The organism is Luteococcus sp. Sow4_B9 (assembly GCF_052116585.1).
In the GTDB taxonomy this organism is placed as follows: domain Bacteria; phylum Actinomycetota; class Actinomycetes; order Propionibacteriales; family Propionibacteriaceae; genus Luteococcus.
In genome coordinates, this window is sequence record NZ_JBQKKT010000003.1 from 1 (window position 1) to 15954 (window position 15954).

The 15954-nt window shown below is 69.4% G+C and carries 21 protein-coding genes; 10 read left to right on the plus strand and 11 right to left on the minus strand.

The window, feature by feature from the left end; translation table 11 throughout:
- Positions 1–135 precede the first annotated feature (135 nt).
- Complete coding sequence (locus ACTQ49_RS02570) at positions 136–1092, plus strand: acetyltransferase (protein ID WP_441826286.1); 957 nt, start codon at positions 136–138, stop codon at positions 1090–1092.
- 73 nt (positions 1093–1165) lie between these two features.
- On the opposite strand, the gene ACTQ49_RS02575 is transcribed toward ACTQ49_RS02570, so the two are convergent.
- From ACTQ49_RS02575 to ACTQ49_RS02585, 3 genes are all read right to left on the minus strand, one after another.
- Positions 1166–1408 (minus strand): hypothetical protein, encoded by a 243-nt coding sequence (locus tag ACTQ49_RS02575; RefSeq protein ID WP_441826513.1) that lies wholly within the window; start codon positions 1406–1408, stop codon positions 1166–1168.
- Positions 1389–1586, minus strand: coding sequence for an SRPBCC family protein (locus ACTQ49_RS02580; protein WP_441826287.1), 198 nt, complete (start codon positions 1584–1586; stop codon positions 1389–1391). Before ACTQ49_RS02580 ends, ACTQ49_RS02575 begins: the two co-directional genes overlap by 20 nt.
- Before the next feature lie 192 nt (positions 1587–1778).
- Entirely contained in the window at positions 1779–2426 is a 648-nt protein-coding gene (locus tag ACTQ49_RS02585; protein WP_441826288.1) for a LysR substrate-binding domain-containing protein, read from the minus strand.
- A gap of 62 nt (positions 2427–2488) precedes the next feature.
- On the opposite strand from ACTQ49_RS02585, the gene ACTQ49_RS02590 reads away from it, so the two are divergent.
- The 4 genes from ACTQ49_RS02590 to pcp are packed head-to-tail and all read left to right on the plus strand — an operon-like array spanning position 2489 to position 4449.
- Positions 2489–2857: a DUF5997 family protein gene (locus ACTQ49_RS02590; protein ID WP_441826289.1), complete on the plus strand. Its 369-nt coding sequence runs from the start codon at positions 2489–2491 to the stop codon at positions 2855–2857.
- Between the two features lie 15 nt (positions 2858–2872).
- Positions 2873–3265: a hypothetical protein gene (locus ACTQ49_RS02595; RefSeq protein ID WP_441826290.1), complete on the plus strand. Its 393-nt coding sequence runs from the start codon at positions 2873–2875 to the stop codon at positions 3263–3265.
- Between the two features lie 40 nt (positions 3266–3305).
- Complete coding sequence (locus tag ACTQ49_RS02600; RefSeq protein ID WP_441826291.1) at positions 3306–3809, plus strand: DJ-1/PfpI family protein; 504 nt, start codon at positions 3306–3308, stop codon at positions 3807–3809.
- 1 nt (position 3810) lies between these two features.
- Positions 3811–4449, plus strand: a complete 639-nt coding sequence (pcp, locus tag ACTQ49_RS02605) for a pyroglutamyl-peptidase I (RefSeq protein WP_441826292.1) — start codon at positions 3811–3813, stop codon at positions 4447–4449.
- A 10-nt stretch (positions 4450–4459) separates the two neighbouring features.
- Here the strand turns inward: pcp and ACTQ49_RS02610 are convergent, their stop codons facing one another.
- Together ACTQ49_RS02610 and ACTQ49_RS02615 are read right to left on the minus strand one after the other, a co-directional pair.
- Positions 4460–4774, minus strand: a complete 315-nt coding sequence (locus ACTQ49_RS02610; RefSeq protein WP_441826293.1) for a hypothetical protein — start codon at positions 4772–4774, stop codon at positions 4460–4462.
- Entirely contained in the window at positions 4771–5082 is a 312-nt protein-coding gene (locus ACTQ49_RS02615; RefSeq protein ID WP_441826294.1) for a hypothetical protein, read from the minus strand. Before ACTQ49_RS02615 ends, ACTQ49_RS02610 begins: the two co-directional genes overlap by 4 nt.
- A gap of 106 nt (positions 5083–5188) precedes the next feature.
- On the opposite strand from ACTQ49_RS02615, the gene ACTQ49_RS02620 reads away from it, so the two are divergent.
- Positions 5189–5542 carry a hypothetical protein gene (locus tag ACTQ49_RS02620; protein ID WP_441826295.1) on the plus strand — a complete coding sequence of 118 codons (354 nt, stop codon included), beginning with the start codon at positions 5189–5191 and terminating at the stop codon, positions 5540–5542.
- Positions 5543–5554: 12 nt separating this feature from the next.
- Here ACTQ49_RS02620 and ACTQ49_RS02625 read toward each other — a convergent pair whose 3' ends face one another.
- Complete coding sequence (locus ACTQ49_RS02625; RefSeq protein ID WP_441826296.1) at positions 5555–5926, minus strand: zinc-binding dehydrogenase; 372 nt, start codon at positions 5924–5926, stop codon at positions 5555–5557.
- Between ACTQ49_RS02625 and ACTQ49_RS02630 the strand changes: the two genes are divergently transcribed.
- Entirely contained in the window at positions 5913–6092 is a 180-nt protein-coding gene (locus ACTQ49_RS02630) for a hypothetical protein (protein ID WP_441826297.1), read from the plus strand. The two genes, ACTQ49_RS02625 and ACTQ49_RS02630, sit on opposite strands and share 14 nt — an antisense overlap.
- Here ACTQ49_RS02630 and ACTQ49_RS02635 read toward each other — a convergent pair.
- The 3 genes from ACTQ49_RS02635 to ACTQ49_RS02645 all read right to left on the minus strand — a co-directional run bounded on the left by ACTQ49_RS02635 (position 6082) and on the right by ACTQ49_RS02645 (position 9323).
- On the minus strand, positions 6082–8082 hold the full coding sequence (locus ACTQ49_RS02635; protein WP_441826298.1) for an NAD(P)H-binding protein: 2001 nt from the start codon (positions 8080–8082) through the stop codon (positions 6082–6084). The two genes, ACTQ49_RS02630 and ACTQ49_RS02635, sit on opposite strands and share 11 nt — an antisense overlap.
- Positions 8083–8202: 120 nt before the next feature.
- Complete coding sequence (locus ACTQ49_RS02640; protein ID WP_441826299.1) at positions 8203–8622, minus strand: hypothetical protein; 420 nt, start codon at positions 8620–8622, stop codon at positions 8203–8205.
- Positions 8623–8873: 251 nt separating this feature from the next.
- Complete coding sequence (locus ACTQ49_RS02645; protein ID WP_441826300.1) at positions 8874–9323, minus strand: hypothetical protein; 450 nt, start codon at positions 9321–9323, stop codon at positions 8874–8876.
- Between the two features lie 123 nt (positions 9324–9446).
- Here ACTQ49_RS02645 and ACTQ49_RS02650 point away from each other — a divergent pair, with 123 nt between their 5' ends.
- A complete protein-coding gene (locus ACTQ49_RS02650; protein WP_441826301.1) occupies positions 9447–9806 on the plus strand; it encodes a hypothetical protein in 360 nt (119 codons plus the stop codon).
- A 64-nt stretch (positions 9807–9870) separates the two neighbouring features.
- Complete coding sequence (locus ACTQ49_RS02655; protein ID WP_441826302.1) at positions 9871–10482, plus strand: flavin reductase family protein; 612 nt, start codon at positions 9871–9873, stop codon at positions 10480–10482.
- Between the two features lie 29 nt (positions 10483–10511).
- Here the strand turns inward: ACTQ49_RS02655 and ACTQ49_RS02660 are convergent, their stop codons facing one another.
- Positions 10512–11243: a HEAT repeat domain-containing protein gene (locus ACTQ49_RS02660; RefSeq protein WP_441826303.1), complete on the minus strand. Its 732-nt coding sequence runs from the start codon at positions 11241–11243 to the stop codon at positions 10512–10514.
- A 121-nt stretch (positions 11244–11364) separates the two neighbouring features.
- On the opposite strand from ACTQ49_RS02660, the gene ACTQ49_RS02665 reads away from it, so the two are divergent.
- The gene (locus ACTQ49_RS02665; protein WP_441826304.1) at positions 11365–14880 is read left to right on the plus strand and encodes a DEAD/DEAH box helicase; all 3516 of its coding nucleotides are present in this window, start codon (positions 11365–11367) and stop codon (positions 14878–14880) included.
- A 63-nt stretch (positions 14881–14943) separates the two neighbouring features.
- Here the strand turns inward: ACTQ49_RS02665 and ACTQ49_RS02670 are convergent, their stop codons facing one another.
- A complete protein-coding gene (locus ACTQ49_RS02670) occupies positions 14944–15924 on the minus strand; it encodes a GlxA family transcriptional regulator (protein WP_441826305.1) in 981 nt (326 codons plus the stop codon).
- Between the last annotated feature and the right edge of the window lie 30 nt (positions 15925–15954).

Consider the following 15954-nt stretch of genomic DNA (forward strand, 5'->3'; position numbering starts at 1 on the left):
ACCAGGCCCGGTGACAACACCCCCCGGATCATTGGTGAGACAGGGGCACTGAGTCATGCCGGGCCCGGCGACCGTGACCCCTCCCTACGGGGTCACCAGCAAGGTAACGGGCACGGGACTGTTGGAGGTCGACGAATGGACACGGTGATCGGCGAAACGGTGCTGGGTGCCGACGAGATCCAGGCGGGCCTGTCCGAGGTGGCCCAGCAGCTCAATGCGGACTTCGAGGAGGCGGTGGTGATCACCGTCGTCCCCGGCGGCATCCTGGTGACGGCCGACCTGGTGCGGCAGCTGACCTTCGATGTCTCGATGGACTGGATCTCCTGCCCGCACACCCCGGGGGAGTACAACAATGCCTCGCCGATCGTCTACCACCAGAACGTCCCGATCGATGGGCGCCACGTCATCGTCATCGACGACGCCATCGAGTCCGGCGGAACCATGAAGCGCCTGGTGGCCCACCTGGCCACCTTCAACCCGGCGTCGATCTCGGTGGCCACCCTCTTCGTGAAGCCGGGACGGGTCGACACTCCCGTGCGGCAGTACTTCGCCCGCGAGATGGACAGCGACGACATGCTCGTCGGCTTCGGGCTTCCCTGGCAGGACCGGCTGCGCAACCTGCCGTTCGTGGCCAAGCTCGCCGTCCCCGACCTGACCATCCGCAGCCCGCACGGGGTGGAGGAGTACCCGCGGCTGGTCCAGATCTGGCGTAGTGCGGTGGATGCCACCCACGACTTCCTCGCCGACGAGCATCGTGACGAGATCGAGGCGGTGCTGGCCTCGAACTACTTCCCGCAGGTGCAGCTGCACGTGGCTGAGCGCCAAGGCAAGGCAGTCGGCTTCGCTGGGGTCGGGGGAGGAAACCTCGAGATGCTCTTCGTCGACGCGGCCGAGCGCGGACACGGGATCGGGACGGGCCTGCTGGACTTCGTCGTGGCCGAACACGGCGTGCGGACGGTGGACGTCAATGAGCAGAACGGCCAAGCGGCGGACTTCTACCGCCGGCGCGGCTTCGTGGTCGTCAGCCGTGACGAGCTCGACGACGAGGGGCGGCCCTATCCGATCCTGCACCTGGCGCTGCCGGGCGCCTGACCCGGGCAGGGGCCAGGCGCCGCGGGGCACAGCGGTGTGGGAGCAGTGCCGGGGCCGCGGGATGACCGCGGGCTCAGGAGGCCTGCTCGCAGCGCTCCTTGAGCGCGTCCATCTCCTTGTCGAGCTGGCCCTGCATCGTGCCGGTCAGCGACGCGATCGTGCCGCCGACGTCCGAGAGTTCGTAGTCGCACTCGACGCGAGTCGTCCCCGCGCCAGGCGTGGAGAGTCGGTAGGTGATGCGGCTCGAGACGGTGCCGCTGCCGACGAAGGTCAAGGTCTCCGGAGCCACGACGGAATCAACGCGGTAGTGCTGCACTCCGCCGAACAGACCCTGGTCGAGGTCGTAGACGGCGCCGACGCCTCCGTTGGGGGGTCTGCGTGGTGACGCTCGTCACGTCGGGCATCCAGCCACCCCAGCGCTCGACATCGGTGAGCACGTCCCACACGATCGGTGCCGGAGCCATGATGTCGACGGTGCTGGTGAATGAAGGCATGGGAAACTCCCTGTCTGTGCTGTCAGTGGAGCCCCGATCCTGCGCGGTGGGCGGGGGCAGTTGACCGGGCGGGGCCCCCAGTTAACGCAGAATTTTCCCAATCGGCTGCTCTGCGACAGCACGCAATCCATCACTCTGCCCGCGGTGCCGGTGAATTGACTCGGGTGGTCCAGCGGTCCCCGGCCGGGGCGGTCAGCCGCGTTTCGCCCGCCTGGTTGACCGCTTGGCGCCTGGGCGGGGTCGCTGGCCACCCCGCGCCGGGGCGGGTCGGGATCCCGAGGCGGCCCGCTCCTTCTGCGTCCGCGAACTGTTGGCGCTGCGGCCGCGGACCACGCCGACGAACTCGTCGAGCAGGGGATTCTCGTCGTCGATGCGCCAGGCCAGCGCCACGGGGGAGGGCTCGGCGTCGGTGATCGGCCGGTAGACCAGGTCGCGACGGCTGGCGCCACGGGCGATCGACATCGGCACCACCAGCACTGCCCCCACCAGCACCCGGTCAAGCGCAATGGCGTCCAGCTCGGTGAGCACGGTCTCCTCGTCGGCCAGATCGGCCATGGTCAGTTCGTCTGCCGCGGCGAACAGGTGCTCCTTCGAGACCCAGGCCACCATCTGCTCCTCGTAGAGCGGGATGGCGTGCAGCCCGTCGCGGTCGATGGGCAGCCGCACGAAGCACATGTCCAGGCTGTCGTCGCGCAGACCGACGAGTTGTTCGTCGTCGGCCACCTCGGTGATGCTGAGCGGCGCCGCGAAGCGCTCCTCCCAGGTGCGCTGCCACTTGTGCAGGATGACGCCTCGCACATGTCCGATCCGCAGGCCAGTCGGCGGGGTCTTCTCGCTCACCACTGCAGGCTAGCGGCCCGGGCCGTCCGCCCACATTGCCGCCCTCGGCTACGCTCACGCCCGTGAGCCAAGTGATGAAGCCGTCCACCGCAGCCCAGAAGCTCGGGATCCTGCTGTCTGCCGCCCCCGAGGACTTCCAGCAGACCCCCATCTCCCGCGAGGACCTGGACGCCCTGCGCGAGAATCCGCCGCAGTGGCTGCAGGACCTGCGCCGCAACGGACCCTTCCCGCGCGACGTCATCGCCCAGAAGCTCGGCGTCTCCAATTCGGGACTGGCTCGCGGCGGTCTCACCGATCCGCTCGACGCCGACCAGATCGGCGAGCTGCTGGCCAATCCGCCGCAGTGGCTGGAGCACGAGCGATCCGTGCACCGCAAGGTGGTTGCCGAGAACGAGCGGTTGAAGGCCGAGCGGGCACGCCAGGGCAACTGAGCCGGGAGCCCGGCGATGACCGGACTGCAGGGGGCCGAAGCCCTGCCCCGAGCCCTGACCTCGCGTGAGCGCGAGGTGCTGGTGCTCATGCTCCAGCAGGGCCGCCCCGACGACGATGACACCGTGACCGGGGCCGACCGGGAGCGGTGGCTGGCGATGGTGCCCTCGCTCCAGGTGGTGCGTCGCTGCGCGTGCTCCGAGTGCCCGACGGTCGACTTCTCCGTGGCCGACACGAATGGCCGGCGAGTGGCGCTGTCCGCCGGTGCCCCCGGCCTGGGGCTGGTGCTGTTCATCGACGACGATCGCCCGAGCTGTCTGGAGGGATTTCCCATCGACGGGGGAGTCTTCCCGGTCTTCCCACCCCCGCGGGATGTCACCTTCTTGGGCCCAGTGCGTTCCGAATCCTGATCGCCACCGGAAGGAGCAGACCGCTCGGACCGAAGCGTGCATGGCGGGGACACCGTCAGGTCCGACGAGCTGTCGGTCGACCCCGAAGCTCCGTGAGCTGGGCCACGACGTCACCGTCGCCACCCCCAGCGGCAAGGATGTGCAGACCTTTGTCAACGACAAGGACCGCGGCGAGGTCTTCCCCGTCGACGTGAAGCTCGCCGAGGCCGAGGGCCCCTTCGACGTCGTCCTCCTGCCCGGTGGCACCCTCAACTCCGACGCCGCCCGCATTGACAGCGAGATCCAGCGGGTCGTCAAGGACCAGGCCGGGGCCGGCCGCACCATCGCCGCCATCTGCCACGCGCCCTGGGTGCTGGTGGAGACCGGACTGGCCAAGGGCAAGACCCTGACCGGCTACGAGTCGATCCGCACCGACCTGGCCAATGCCGGCGCCACCGTCGTCGACGAAGAGGTGAAGGTGTGCCCCGCCAACGGCTGGACACTGATCACCTCGCGCAATCCCGACGACCTCGACGCCTTCGTCGCGGCCATCAACGAGGCCTGACATGCGCCTGCTCGTGACCGCCTTCGACCCCTTCGGTGGAGAACACATCAACCCGGCCCTGGAGGCCGTGCGTCGATTGCCCGCCGAGATCGCCGGGGCGGAGGTGGTCCCGCTGGAGGTTCCCACCGTCTTTGGGCGCTGCATCGACGTCGTCGCCGCCGCGATCGACGAACTGCGGCCCGACGCCGTGGTCTGCGTCGGTCAGGCCGGAGGCCGTCCCGACATCACTCCCGAGCGGGTCGCGATCAACGTCGACGACGCCCGCATCCCCGACAACGACGGGAACCAGCCCTTGGACGTGCCAGTGGTGGAGGGTGGGCCGGCCGCCCACTTCGCCACCCTGCCGGTGAAGGCGATGGTGCAGGCCATCCGCGACGAGGGGCTGGCCTCCTCGCTGTCCAACACCGCCGGAACCTTCGTCTGCAACCACCTGATGTACGGAGTGCTGGACCACATTGCGGCTCGTGGCGGGCGGATCCGGGCCGGCTTCGTGCACGTGCCCTTCATCCCCGAGCAGGTGGCGGATCCCCGGGTGCCCAGCCTGCCGCTGGCCGACGTCGTCCGCGGACTCACGGCCGCCCTGACCGCTGTGGTCAGCCATGGCGAGGACATCTCGCTGGTTGCAGGCGCCACCCACTGACCTCTGCGGTTCAGCCAGTGACCACGTCCAGACCGCGGATGTCCACCTCCCCGCCACGTGGACCGGTCAGCTCGACGGCGACCAGGGTGCCGCGCCGAGCAGCCGCGGGCAGGGGGACACGTGCCGTCTGGGGGTAGTAGAGCCCCGCGCCGTAGGGGTGCGGCCACTCGCGCAGCGCGTTGTACTTCGGCCCCATGTCCACGGGGAAGCGACGGCCGTCGGCCATCACGGCGGTCAAGCTCATGGGGGTGTGACCCAGCTTGTCCTTGCGGTCACGGGTGGGCGTCAGGTGCAGGGCCACCAGCTTCGGATGGCGCGCCGTCACGGCATCCGCAGGTGGCCGAAGACCACCAACGGCGCGTTCGCCCGTGCGCGCCGCGGCGTGATCAGCAGGCCGCGCACGGGAGCTCGGTAGGCCTTCGGACGTGAGGCGGGGCCCAGGTCGATGTCGCCGAGGTCGACGTCGCGCACCACCGCGGTGCGGGTGCGGGTGACCTTCAGCGCGGCAGCCTTGCGTCCGACGGGGGAGTGCGGCCCCTCCTCCGGTGCGGCGTGGGCCGGTGTCGTGGCGACGGTGGGGGTGGTGAACAGCAGGGTGGCGGCGAGCGTGGCGGCGCGAAGACGGCGTGACATGGATCTTCCCTCAGGGGACACGTGGTGGATGAGCAGGGACACAGTAGAGCCACCAGGGGTGCATGCTGGGGTGGATCAACTGGTCAGCGCATCACGGGAGGGCAACGTGCTGGGATTCGGCAGCGGGGTGGGGCTGTGGGAGCCGTCGGAGCAGTGGCGACGCAAGCACCGCCAGTCCCGGGTCTACGAGGTGCGGGTGGCCGTCGAGCCCGTGGTGGCCCTGGACAGGGCGTGGCAGGAGGTCCTGCGCGAGCACGACGGCGATGCGGCCAAGATCCTTGACGGTGGCGCCGTCCTGCGGCGGCTGGAACCGGGCCTGGTGGCGGTGGTCAGCGGAGGCGAGGATGCCTTCGACTCGCTGGCCTGGAGCATCAACGTGACGCTCGGCGAGGCGGTGCAGAAGGTCGCCCCGGACGCGATGATGCGGGTCGTCCACCAGGAGCGCGTCGACGAGCGCTGAGTCGGCTGCTGGTCACGAGCCGTCCCGGCCGGTGGTCACCAGCACCTTGCCGCGAGTGCCGCCGTCGAGCATCTGACGCATCGCCTCCAGCGTCTGGCCGAAGGGGAGCACCCGATCGACCACGGGCTGCAGCACGCCGTCGTCGACGAGGCCAGCGATGGTGCGCAGGGCCTGACCGTCGGGCTCGATGAACAGGAAGCGGTAGCTGACGCCCCGTTTTCTGGCTCGGGCGCGCAGCCGGGCGCTCAGGACCGTCAGCGCCAGTTTCACGGGTAGTGCTGCGCCGGCCTGGTCGGCCAGCGCGGGATCCGGGGTGCCGGCGATGCCCACCACCAGGCCGCCACGGCGCAGGACTTCGAAGCTGCTGTCGATGCTGGAGTGCACCTTCACCGGCACCCGCGAGCAGGTGGTCGACGGCCTGGACGGTTTCGCCCAGCAGGTGCAGGCCGACGAGCTGATCGTGGTGAACATGGCCGGAACCGAGGACCAGAAGCGCCACACCCTGGAGCTGCTGGCCCCCGAGGCCGGGCCGGGGCGACTCAGCCGCTGATCCCCAGCTGCTGGCCGACCGTGGCCTCGTCGCCGACCACGTCGAGCAGGCAGTGGGCGACGTCGCTGCGGCTGATCCTGCCGCCCAGGGTGCCATTGCCGCCCTCGTCCAGGCTGCGCCACCGGCCCGTCGCGTCGCCGTCGGTCAGCCCGGCCGGGCGCACGATCGTCCACCGCAGCCCCGAGCCGCGCACGGCGTCCTCCTGCTCGTCGTGGTCGGCCAGCGGCTGGGCCAGCATCCGCGGGGCGATCTGGCGCATCGGCACCGGAAGCTGCTCGGCGGAGGCGCCGGCCCCCAGCGAGGTCTGCACCACCAGGCGGTCCACCCCCTCCTGCTGCATCGCCGTGATGACGGCGCGCGTCACCTCGGTGCGGGCCCGGGGCGCGTCCTTCGAGCCGCCGACGGCCACCACCACGGCATCGGCACCGGCCACCGCGTCGCGGGCCACCTGCGGATCGGTCGCGTCACCGGTGACGATGCGTGCGCCCTCCAGCGAGGTGCCCGAACGCGAGACCACCGTCACCCGGTGGCCATGGCGCAGCGCCAGCTCGGCCAGTGCCCGCCCCGAGCCCTGCGAGCCACCCACCACCGTGATCGCCAACGGGTCGGGGTGCGAGGCCGTCACCGACGAATGGTGCTGCACGTCGGAATCGCTGTCCGACTTCATCTTCCCGGCGACCAGGTGCACCCCCTGGGCGACCCGGTACGCCACCGGGTACAGCGCCCGGCGCTGCCGCAGCCACGGCCCGATCGCCTCGCGGTAGGGCTCCAGTCCCGAATCGGGCCCGAACAGGCGCGACTCCACCCGGGCACTGGGCACCCCCGGCAGCGCCGTGGCGACGGCGTCGACGATCCGCAGCGCCACGGTGGCCCCGCGGCGCGCGGGGTCGGTGCTGGCCAGGTTGTCGCGCAGCGTCCACGCGTACTCGCCCAGCGCCGCCAGGTCGGGCAGGCGCTGCGCCTCGAAGTCGGCGAACCAGGTCTCGGAGCCGGAGGCGGCGTGCTCGGCGAGTAGGAAGGCGTCCTCCAGCCCGGAGTTCACGCCCTCGCCGGTGGGCGGCAGGACGCTGTGCGCGGCATCGCCCACCAGCAGCAGCCACTCGTCGAAGGCCAGCTGGTCGCAGCGCACGACGGCGCCCGAGAAGGGCTTGCGGTCGAAGTAGGCGGCGAGGTCATCGTGCGTCAACAGGGGAGCGGCAAGCGGTGCGTGCTGCTCGATGTGTGCGCGCAGGGCCTGGATGTTGGCCCCGCTGGCGGTGGTGGACAGCAGGAGCTCCTCGGCGTCGTCGCCCTCGATGGCGGTGACGACGACACCCCACACCCCGTCGGACAGCGTGGCCGTGTAGATGCCCCTGGAGGTGAAGATGTGGTGGATGGCGGGGTCGAGTCCGGGCGCGCTGGCCCCCGGCTTCGAGAAGGCGACGCGGAACTGCACGCCCCAGTCGCCGACCAGCGGGGAGAAGCCGGGCACCTGCTCGGCCAGCGCAGAGCGTGCCCGGGAGCGGACACCGTCGGCGGCCAGCACCCGGGCCTCGGCGGCCTCGACCGTCACCTCGCCGTCGGCGGTGGCGAAGGTGAGGGTGCGGCTGGCCAGGTCGAGCCCGATGAGCCGGTGGCCGGTGTGGATGGTGATGGCCGGGTGCCGGGTGGCCCTGTCGAGCAGGATCTGGGTGAGGAAGGCACGCGTGGTGGCGAGCAGACGGCCGCTGTCCAGGCGGGCGATGCGTCGGGTGCCGTTGCGGATGATGAAGGCCTCCACCACCTCGGCCTCGTCGCGCAGCTGCTGCAGCAGGGCGGGGTCGATGCGTCGCAGGGCCTCCTGGCCGCGGGTGTTGACGCCGATCGGGTAACTGTTGGCGGCCGACAGGTCGAGCTCGTCATGGGCCTCGTGGATGGTGACGCGATGGCCCTGGGTGGCCAGCAGGAGGCTGGCGGCCAGTCCGACCGGCCCGGCGCCGAGGACGATCGTGTGCGGTGCGGTCTCGGTCATGGGTCCCTCCGGTTGTTCGTCGGGACAGTCAAGCACGCAACGTGACCGGTGGGCGAAAGTGTGCATCCCAGCCCCCGATGTCGAGGGCTGGGACGCACACTTCAGGGTCGGTTGGCCGGATCAGGCCGGGAAGGTGGTGTCCATCTTCGGGCTGGGGTGGAAGTCCCAGCTCGGGGTGCTGCAGTAGCCCTTCTCGGAGCCGTTGGCCAGGTAGAGGTTGCCGTCGACCTCGAGCACCAGCTCATGCCCGTAGCGAAGGGCCATGGTGTACATGAAGCCGGGCTGGGGGCAGCCGCTGGCGCCATTGGACCAGTAGCCCTCGTTGTAGCGGTAGACGTGCACCTGGCTGGCGGGGACACCGAGGCCCTTGGCGAGCTGCAGGACCGACTCGGTGAGGCGGGGGTCCTTGGTGGACAGATTGCTGGTGCGCTCGAGGTTCGTGGGCTGCGGCGGGACCTCGACGGCCAGGGCGGGGGTGGCGGGGATGGTGAGACCGGCAACTGCCAGGCCGGTCAGCATGAGGGCGGGGGTGCGCTTCATGGTGGTTCCTCCGGTTGGGGGGTTGGGGGTTGGGGGTTGTGGGGGGTGGAGCAGAAATACTCTCCAGCATGGAGATTACATCCGTTGATCCCTTGCAGGGAAGGGATTGTGAAGACTTAACATTCTTGCGTCGTTGAACTTTCGATGATCCACGGTGGTCCCTTCGAAGGGGTGTGGTGGTGCCCTGGTCGGTAGCCTCGGCGGGGTGAAGATCCTGGTGACCGCCTTCGACCCCTTCGGCGGCGAGGCCGTCAACCCGGCCCTGGAGGCGGTGCGGGGGCGCGGGCGGGATCGAAGCCGCGCCCGTCATCACGGATGGTGATGTGCCACTGGGAGCCGTGCTCGGCCACCATCACCTCGACGTGCGTGGCGTGCGGCACACCGCCGGAGCCGCGGCTGATGGCGTGCAGGGCGTGCAGGACGTGGTCGTGCAGCAGGCGGGCCGCCTCCCGGCTGGCGTCCTTCTCGGCCCGCTCCACCTCCCGGCTGTGCTCGGCGCGCAGCCGTCGGGCCATCTGGTGGTCGGCCTGGCGGGCGAGCAGGTCGAGCCCGTAGCCGAACAGGGCCATCATCGCCACGGGCATGGTGAACCACGGCACCGGGGCCAGGCGCTGGGTGCGCTGGCCGAGCTCGGTGCGGACCCGCACCGTGTCCAGGTGCCGGTGCTGGACGAGCAGGCCAATCCCACCTACTGGTGCCACCTGTCGCCGCGGGCCGACGAGCGGCTGTTGCGCCTGGCCCGCACCATCGGGACGAGGGGGCTCTGGCGCAATTGAGGGGGTGCGGCAGGACGGGCTGATCGTCACCTTTGGCAGCATGTGGGCATGACCAGTGCCGGTGACCAGCCCGCCCGGCCGCGTCCCCTGACCGCACGGGAGCGCGAGACACTCCAGTGGATGGTCCTGCACGGCACGGCCGATCCCCAGCCCACCGACGAGGAGCGCCGCGCGTGGCTCGCCCAAGTCCCCAGGGCCATGGTGTACGGGACCTGCGGTTGCGGTGCGTGCCCGAGCATCGAACTGGTTCCCGGGGACCCGTCAGGGCCGCGGACGGTGCTGGCCGGCGAGGCCCAGGGGCTGGGCCTCGCGCTGTTCATCGACGACGGCAGTCTCACGTACCTGGAGGGCTTTCCCACCGACGATGGCATCTTCCCGGTCTTCCCGCCGGTCTCGGAAATTCGCTGATCCTTCGGATCGAATGGGTGGCCATCCCGGGACAGGGGTGGCCACCAGCTGGTTCGATTGGGCCATGTCGATGCACTTCTACCGTCCCGCCGACGGCCACGGCCTGCCCCACGATCCCTTCAACGCGATCGTCGCTCCCCGCCCCATCGGCTGGATCGGCACCCGGGCCGCCGACGGCCGCCGCAACCTGGCGCCCTATTCCTTCTTCAACGCCTTCAACTACCGTCCGCCGATCATCGGCTTCGCGAGCATCGGCTGGAAGGACACCGTCGCCAACTGCGCCGCGACGGGCGAGTTCACCTGGAACCTCGTCAGCCGTCCGCTGCTGGAGCAGATGAACCAGACCTGTGCCGCGACCGACGAGGACGAGTTCGAGCGCGCCGGACTGCTGGCCGCCGACTCGGTCGAGGTGGCCGCACCGAGGGTGGCCGTGGCCGGGGTCAACTTCGAGTGCCGCGTCACCCAGCAGCTCGAACTCACCAACCTCGCCGGCGACGGGGTGGGGACGTGGGTCACCTTCGGCGAGGTCGTCGCCGTCCACATCGACCAGGCGCTGCTGCCGGACGGCATCTTCGACACCGCCGCCGCCCTGCCGATGCTGCGTGCCGGTGGCCCAGCGGCCTACTTCGGCGTCGACCCCTCGACCCGCGTCGACCTGCACCGGCCCCGGGACTGAGTCGCCGCGGCACCCCGACGACGGACGGGTCAGGCGCGCTCGTCCTGCAGCTCCTGCGCCGAGCCGACCAGCCCGGGCCGGTCGTCGGTGACGGTGGCCAGCAGCAGCGCGCCATCCACCTCCGGTGCCTTCGCGGTGCGCAGCACCTCGGCGGCCTTGTGCGAGAAGTCGCGCCCGGCGCGTCGCTCGGCGGTGCCCGCGCGGCTCGGGTCGGCGAAGGCGACCAGCACCTCCGCGGCGTGGGAGCGCACGGCGGCCTCCTCACTGTCGAGGGCGGCGGCCAGGGCGTCGATGGCCGGCTCGCCGTACTGCAGCAGTGCCCGGGTCAGGCCGTGGCGGAGCTCCGCCTTGTCCGAGCCCAGGTGCCCGACGAGCACGGCCAGGCTCTCGGGAGAGGCGATGCGGCCCAGCGCCCACCACGCCTTCGCGGCCACCACCGGATCGGGGTCCGAGGCGTGGGGAAGGATCGCGGGCGTGGTGGCCGGGTCGCCGATCTTGCTCAGGGCGTGCAGCACCGGCTCCCTCGGGACGCCGTCGCGCTCCAGCGCCGCGACGAGCACCGGCGTCGCCGCCTGTGGCCGGGCCACGACCGCCCAGATGAGGGTCTCGCGGACGAAGTCGTCGGGCTCGGAGGCCATCTGGTCGACCAGCTCCCACATCAACGGGCTGGCATCGACCGTCCCCAGGTGCAGTGCTGCCTGCTGGCGCACCGGCGCCTCCTCGGAGGTGAGGGCGGCCATCAACGTCTCGAGCTTGTTCACACTGCCAGCCTAGGTGGCTGGCCCCAGAGGCCACGGTGTGGACGGCGCGGTGTTGACACGTCCGATCTGTAGCGTGGTCACGAATTCGTTGGGAACCGACCAGGATGACGGTGGGAGCAAGATGAAGAAGACCACGGTGAAGCTGTCCCACCACCTGCGCGACGTCCAGGAGCGGACCAACCTCGTTGACCAGGAGTTCAGCAGCAAGACCCCGTACAGCCGCATCCCGCTGGGCGAGCTGCGTCAGGGCACGCTGGGCCCACAGCGGACTGCCGAGCTGTACGCGCTCAGGGACGGTGCTTCTGGCAGAGTGTCGACGAGCCCACCGGCGAGTTCCCGAAGTGACGCGAAGTCGCTGGACATCATCATTTCCTTGGTCACGCTCCACCAGGATGGTCGGGCAGCGGCCTTGGCATTGCTGCCCGCCACGCTCGCGCCGGATGGACGGCTGACTGCCGACCTCGCGTCCGGTGAGCCATGGATCCCCGTCGTGAGATTGCGTTCCCCGGGGTCGGCCAATCGCGAGGTCATGGTGGGGAACTTGTCGGCGCTCTGGAAGTGGCGCAACGGCAAGGGGATGGAGAGCGCGTCGAAGGTGGAGTCCTTCACCGACGCTGTCGACCATGCCTTGGCGATGTTCGATGCCGTCAGCGACGACGACTTCCGATCCCTTGCGGCGAGTGCCGAATACGTCGTGGACACGGAGCTGTGCCATGTGGTCCCCGGGAAGGTCATCAAGGCCAATGGGGCCATCCTCGAGCTGTACGGTCACCTCATCGATGGTGGTGCCGCACTGGAGGCGCCTCTGTACGAGGCCCTGCTCTGCCTGGACCAGAAGCCAAGAGCATCCGCGGATTCCATTGACGATGACGTCGAGCTGTTGCGGGAGTCCGCGCTGCGCGCCGTGGGCAGCATGAGCGATGCCTTTCCCCTGACGGCGTCACAACGCCGTGCCGTGCACGCTTTCGAACGTGACGGCGAGGGCATGGCGACTGCCGTCAGCGGTCCGCCGGGGACGGGCAAGACAACGATGCTGCAGGCGGTGGTCGCCAGCCTCCTCGTCCAGCACGCGCTGGATGGGAAACCCGCGCCCCTGGTCGTGGGCACGTCAACCAACAATCAGGCGGTCACCAACATCATCGACTCCTTCAGCTCCGTGACCAAGGACGATCCAGGCATCCTGGACCACCGCTGGCTGCCTGTCGCTCTCGACGGCGATGCGGGCGCAGACCCACTACCCGGGCTGGCTGTCTACTGTCCCTCGCAGGCGAAGGCCAGCAAGGCACGCGAGAAGGGGTACCTCACCGAATCGACGAACAAGTCGGGTGTGTACAGCGAGTACTCTGAGGACGCCTACCGTGTGGCTGCCACGTCACACTTCCTGCAGAAGACAGCCCAGTACTGCACTGCGGCTCGTCTCGATGCTCCGCATGACCTGAAGGCTGCGACCGTGGCACTCCGCAAGGCGTTGAAGACCTGTGACGAACAGCGTCGCCGCCTCATAGAGGAGCGGGCCCGGGCGGATTCGTTGATCGGGCCGAACGACAGTGCACGCCTGCGCCGGGAGCTCGACCAGGTTGGCGCCGATCTCCTGCGCCATCGGCATTTCCTTGATCAATGGGTGGCGCGGCTTTCCCCACCGCGCCCGGACGGGAGTCCAGCGGACCCCGTGGAGGATGAGTACCGCGCCGAGATGAACCGTCAGCCCGACGAGCCAGCCGGAACCTTGCAAGGATGCGGGGCCTATGTCCAGTTCTACGAGGAGCGCTCCGCCGCGCTCGGAGCCACAGTGGACCGGTTGCAGGCTGAGCTCGACCAGGTGGTGCGCCGTGAGGAGGAGGCGTCCCGCGACTATCGGAAATCATCTGAACGTCCATTGAGGATGGCGCGGCTGCTGGGGGTCATCACACAAGAGCAGGTGGAGCAGATCTTGTCGGCAGCGAGTCTGCTCGAACTGGACCGGCTGCTCGACACCACGCTTCGCTATGCACAGTTCTGGCTGGCCGTGCATGTCTATGAGGCGGAATGGCTAACCGTGATTGGCAGTGACGACCTGATCGCCCCCGATGAACGGTCGCGTACCGTCAAGCGCTACATGGACCGCTACTGGTCGCAAGTGCCAGCTCTCGTGCCCTGTTTCGTGATGACAGCCTTCCAGCTGCCGAAGTACTTCCGGCTCTGGACTCGGAGCGGAGAGCCGTCGAACTTCGACCTGGGCCGCATCGACCTGTTGATCATCGACGAAGCGGGACAGGTGGACACCTCGGTGGGGGCCGCCGCCTTCGCGCTGGCCAAGCGGGCACTGGTCGTCGGCGACGTGCAGCAACTCGCGCCGGTGTGGGGAATCGACCCCGAGGCTGACCGCGAGTTGGCTGAGGGGCATGGTCTGACCCGTGACTGGGACGAGATGGAGAAGCGCGGCCTCACCGCTTCGAGCTCGTCGTCGGTCATGCGGGCGGCGAGCGCCGCGACGCGGTGGAGCAACGGGGAGGACGAGGCTCCCGGACTGTTCCTTGCTGAGCACTTCCGCTGCCATCCCGACATCATCGGCTACTGCAATGACCTGCTTTACAACGGGAAGCTGGTTCCCAGCCGTCCCGCCGAGAGCTGGCCGTTGGCGGGGCGGGTGCCCGCCCCATTCCTGTTCCGGCAGGTGCCCGGATCCGAGGATCGCGCACAGGGACCCAGCCGGATCAATGAACAGGAAGCGAACGTCATTGTCGAATGGATCGTCCACAACTTCGACTTTTTCCGGGAGATCTACAACCCTGATGGAGATCCTGCCGAGGACAAGAAGATAATCGGTGTCGTCACGCCCTTTGCCGCGCAGGCACGACTCATCGAACGGCGTCTCGAGGCGGTGGGCGGAGCACAGTTGCGACGCAATGTCACCGTGGGTACGGCACATACTCTGCAGGGAGCTGAGCGGTCGGTGGTGCTCTTTTCCGCCGTCTACGGCGACAATTCGGGCAAGGCTTCCTTCGTGGACAACACGCTGGAGCTGATGAATGTTGCCGTCTCTCGTGCGAAGGACCTGTTCATCGTCTTCGGCGGAGCGGCTCGTGCCAAGGACAGAGGGCCGGTCTTCTCCTTGGTGGCCCGACATGCCACCCCGAGCGCGTGTGACTTCGCCGGTGCGCGAGGTTTGACCGTAGAGTTGCCCGCCACCTCCGGGGCGCCCGGTGTCCACGAAGAATCGGCAAACAATCCCAGCATGGACGCGTCGGGTGAGAACGAAAGATCGGCGTCGGACACGACCCTGACGCAACCCACCACGGCGGAAGTCACCTCACCGGAAACCGTCCCCGATGGAGACGTCGACATCTGGGTCTCGCGACATGAACCGGGCTACCTGATTGCCAGCGAACTGATCAAGAAGTGGAAGACCGATCCCGTGGCGGCTGGGCGAGCCCTGCCGAATTCGCAGCAATTCAACCGGGCGCTGGAGCGGGCGGGTCTGCTCGTGCGTGAGGACTCCACACTTCGGCCCAGCGCTCGCGGGGCGACGCTCGGCATCGCGCGCTACGAGAGTGGGTCAGGAACGAATCGTTACTTCAACGTCATCTATTCCATGGCCGCGCAACAGGCACTCACCGCCATGCTGGTCTCGGGGGAGATGCAGTGGGAAGAAGCGTGACGCAACCTGCGCTGTGTCCGACGACAGTCCCAGCACGCCTGTCCAGCAGTCGCAGCGCTGGCATCACGTGCCGGTGCCCGCCGTGCGGAAGTGTTCCCGGTACTCGCTGGGCGTGGTGTGCAGCAGGCGCAGGAAGACACGGCGCAGGGTCTCGTCGGAGCCGAAGCCACTGAGCCGGGCGCTCTCGGTGACCGAGCGTCCCTCCAGCAGCAACTGCTTGGCGTGGTCGAGCCGCACCTGCTCCAGCCAACGCGCCGGAGTGGTGTCGAGCTCCTGACGGAAGAGCCGGGTGAGCTGCCGGCTGCTCAATGAGGCCGCGGCAGCCATCTGCTCCACGTCGAGCGGGGCGGCGGGATCGGCCTGCACCTGCTCCATCACGGCCCGCAGCGGGGTGTGGGTGGTCACCGGGGTGCGCAGCGAGGTGGAGAACTGCGCCTGCCCGCCCGAGCGGTGCAGGAAGACCACCAGCTCGCGCGCCACCTCCCGGGCCCGGTCGGCCCCCAGGTCTGCTTCCACCATGGACAGCGCCAGGTCCACCCCGGCGGTGATCCCGGCCGAGGTCCACACCGGCCCGTCGGCGATGTGCAGCACGTCCGCCTCCACCCGCACCCGGGGGTGCAGCTGGGCCAGCTCGTCGGCCTGGCGCCAGTGCGTGGTGGCCCGGCGCCCGTCGAGCAGTCCGAGGGCTGCCAGCACGAAGGCGCCGGTGCAGACCGAGGCCACCCGCCCGGCCAGCGGTACGAAGCGGGCCACCGCCTCCAGCAACGCGGCTGGTAGCTCGTGGTGGGACAGGTGCTCGTAACCGGCCACCACCAGCACGTCGAGGGCGAAGGGCTCGTCCATCGCGCGCGTGCCCGCCAGCCGCAGGCCATTGGAGGCCGTCACCTCGCCGCCGTCGGGGGAGAGCAGCTCCACCCGGTAGCCACCGGCACGGTCGAAGACCTCGGCGGGACCGCTGACGTCCAGCAGGGTCACGCCGTCGTAGACCACGATGCCCACCCGCAGCATGTCCGAATCCGTGGGGGAAGCCGTCCGTCGAGGCATGGAAGGAGTCTAGGCAGTCCTTCCAGACTT

Bases quoted from the DNA above. Each gene is read 5' to 3' on its own strand.
- ACTQ49_RS02570 (WP_441826286.1), top strand. From the start codon at position 136: ATGGACACGGTGATCGGCGAAACGGTGCTGGGTGCCGACGAGATCCAG.
- ACTQ49_RS02580 (WP_441826287.1), bottom strand. From the start codon at position 1,586: ATGCCTTCATTCACCAGCACCGTCGACATCATGGCTCCGGCACCGATC.
- ACTQ49_RS02595 (WP_441826290.1), top strand. From the start codon at position 2,873: ATGACCGGACTGCAGGGGGCCGAAGCCCTGCCCCGAGCCCTGACCTCG.
- ACTQ49_RS02600 (WP_441826291.1), top strand. From the start codon at position 3,306: ATGGCGGGGACACCGTCAGGTCCGACGAGCTGTCGGTCGACCCCGAAG.
- pcp (WP_441826292.1), top strand. From the start codon at position 3,811: ATGCGCCTGCTCGTGACCGCCTTCGACCCCTTCGGTGGAGAACACATC.
- ACTQ49_RS02615 (WP_441826294.1), bottom strand. From the start codon at position 5,082: ATGTCACGCCGTCTTCGCGCCGCCACGCTCGCCGCCACCCTGCTGTTC.
- ACTQ49_RS02630 (WP_441826297.1), top strand. From the start codon at position 5,913: ATGCTGGAGTGCACCTTCACCGGCACCCGCGAGCAGGTGGTCGACGGC.
- ACTQ49_RS02635 (WP_441826298.1), bottom strand. From the start codon at position 8,082: ATGACCGAGACCGCACCGCACACGATCGTCCTCGGCGCCGGGCCGGTC.
- ACTQ49_RS02640 (WP_441826299.1), bottom strand. From the start codon at position 8,622: ATGAAGCGCACCCCCGCCCTCATGCTGACCGGCCTGGCAGTTGCCGGT.
- ACTQ49_RS02650 (WP_441826301.1), top strand. From the start codon at position 9,447: ATGACCAGTGCCGGTGACCAGCCCGCCCGGCCGCGTCCCCTGACCGCA.
- ACTQ49_RS02655 (WP_441826302.1), top strand. From the start codon at position 9,871: ATGTCGATGCACTTCTACCGTCCCGCCGACGGCCACGGCCTGCCCCAC.
- ACTQ49_RS02665 (WP_441826304.1), top strand. From the start codon at position 11,365: ATGAAGAAGACCACGGTGAAGCTGTCCCACCACCTGCGCGACGTCCAG.
- ACTQ49_RS02670 (WP_441826305.1), bottom strand. From the start codon at position 15,924: ATGCCTCGACGGACGGCTTCCCCCACGGATTCGGACATGCTGCGGGTG.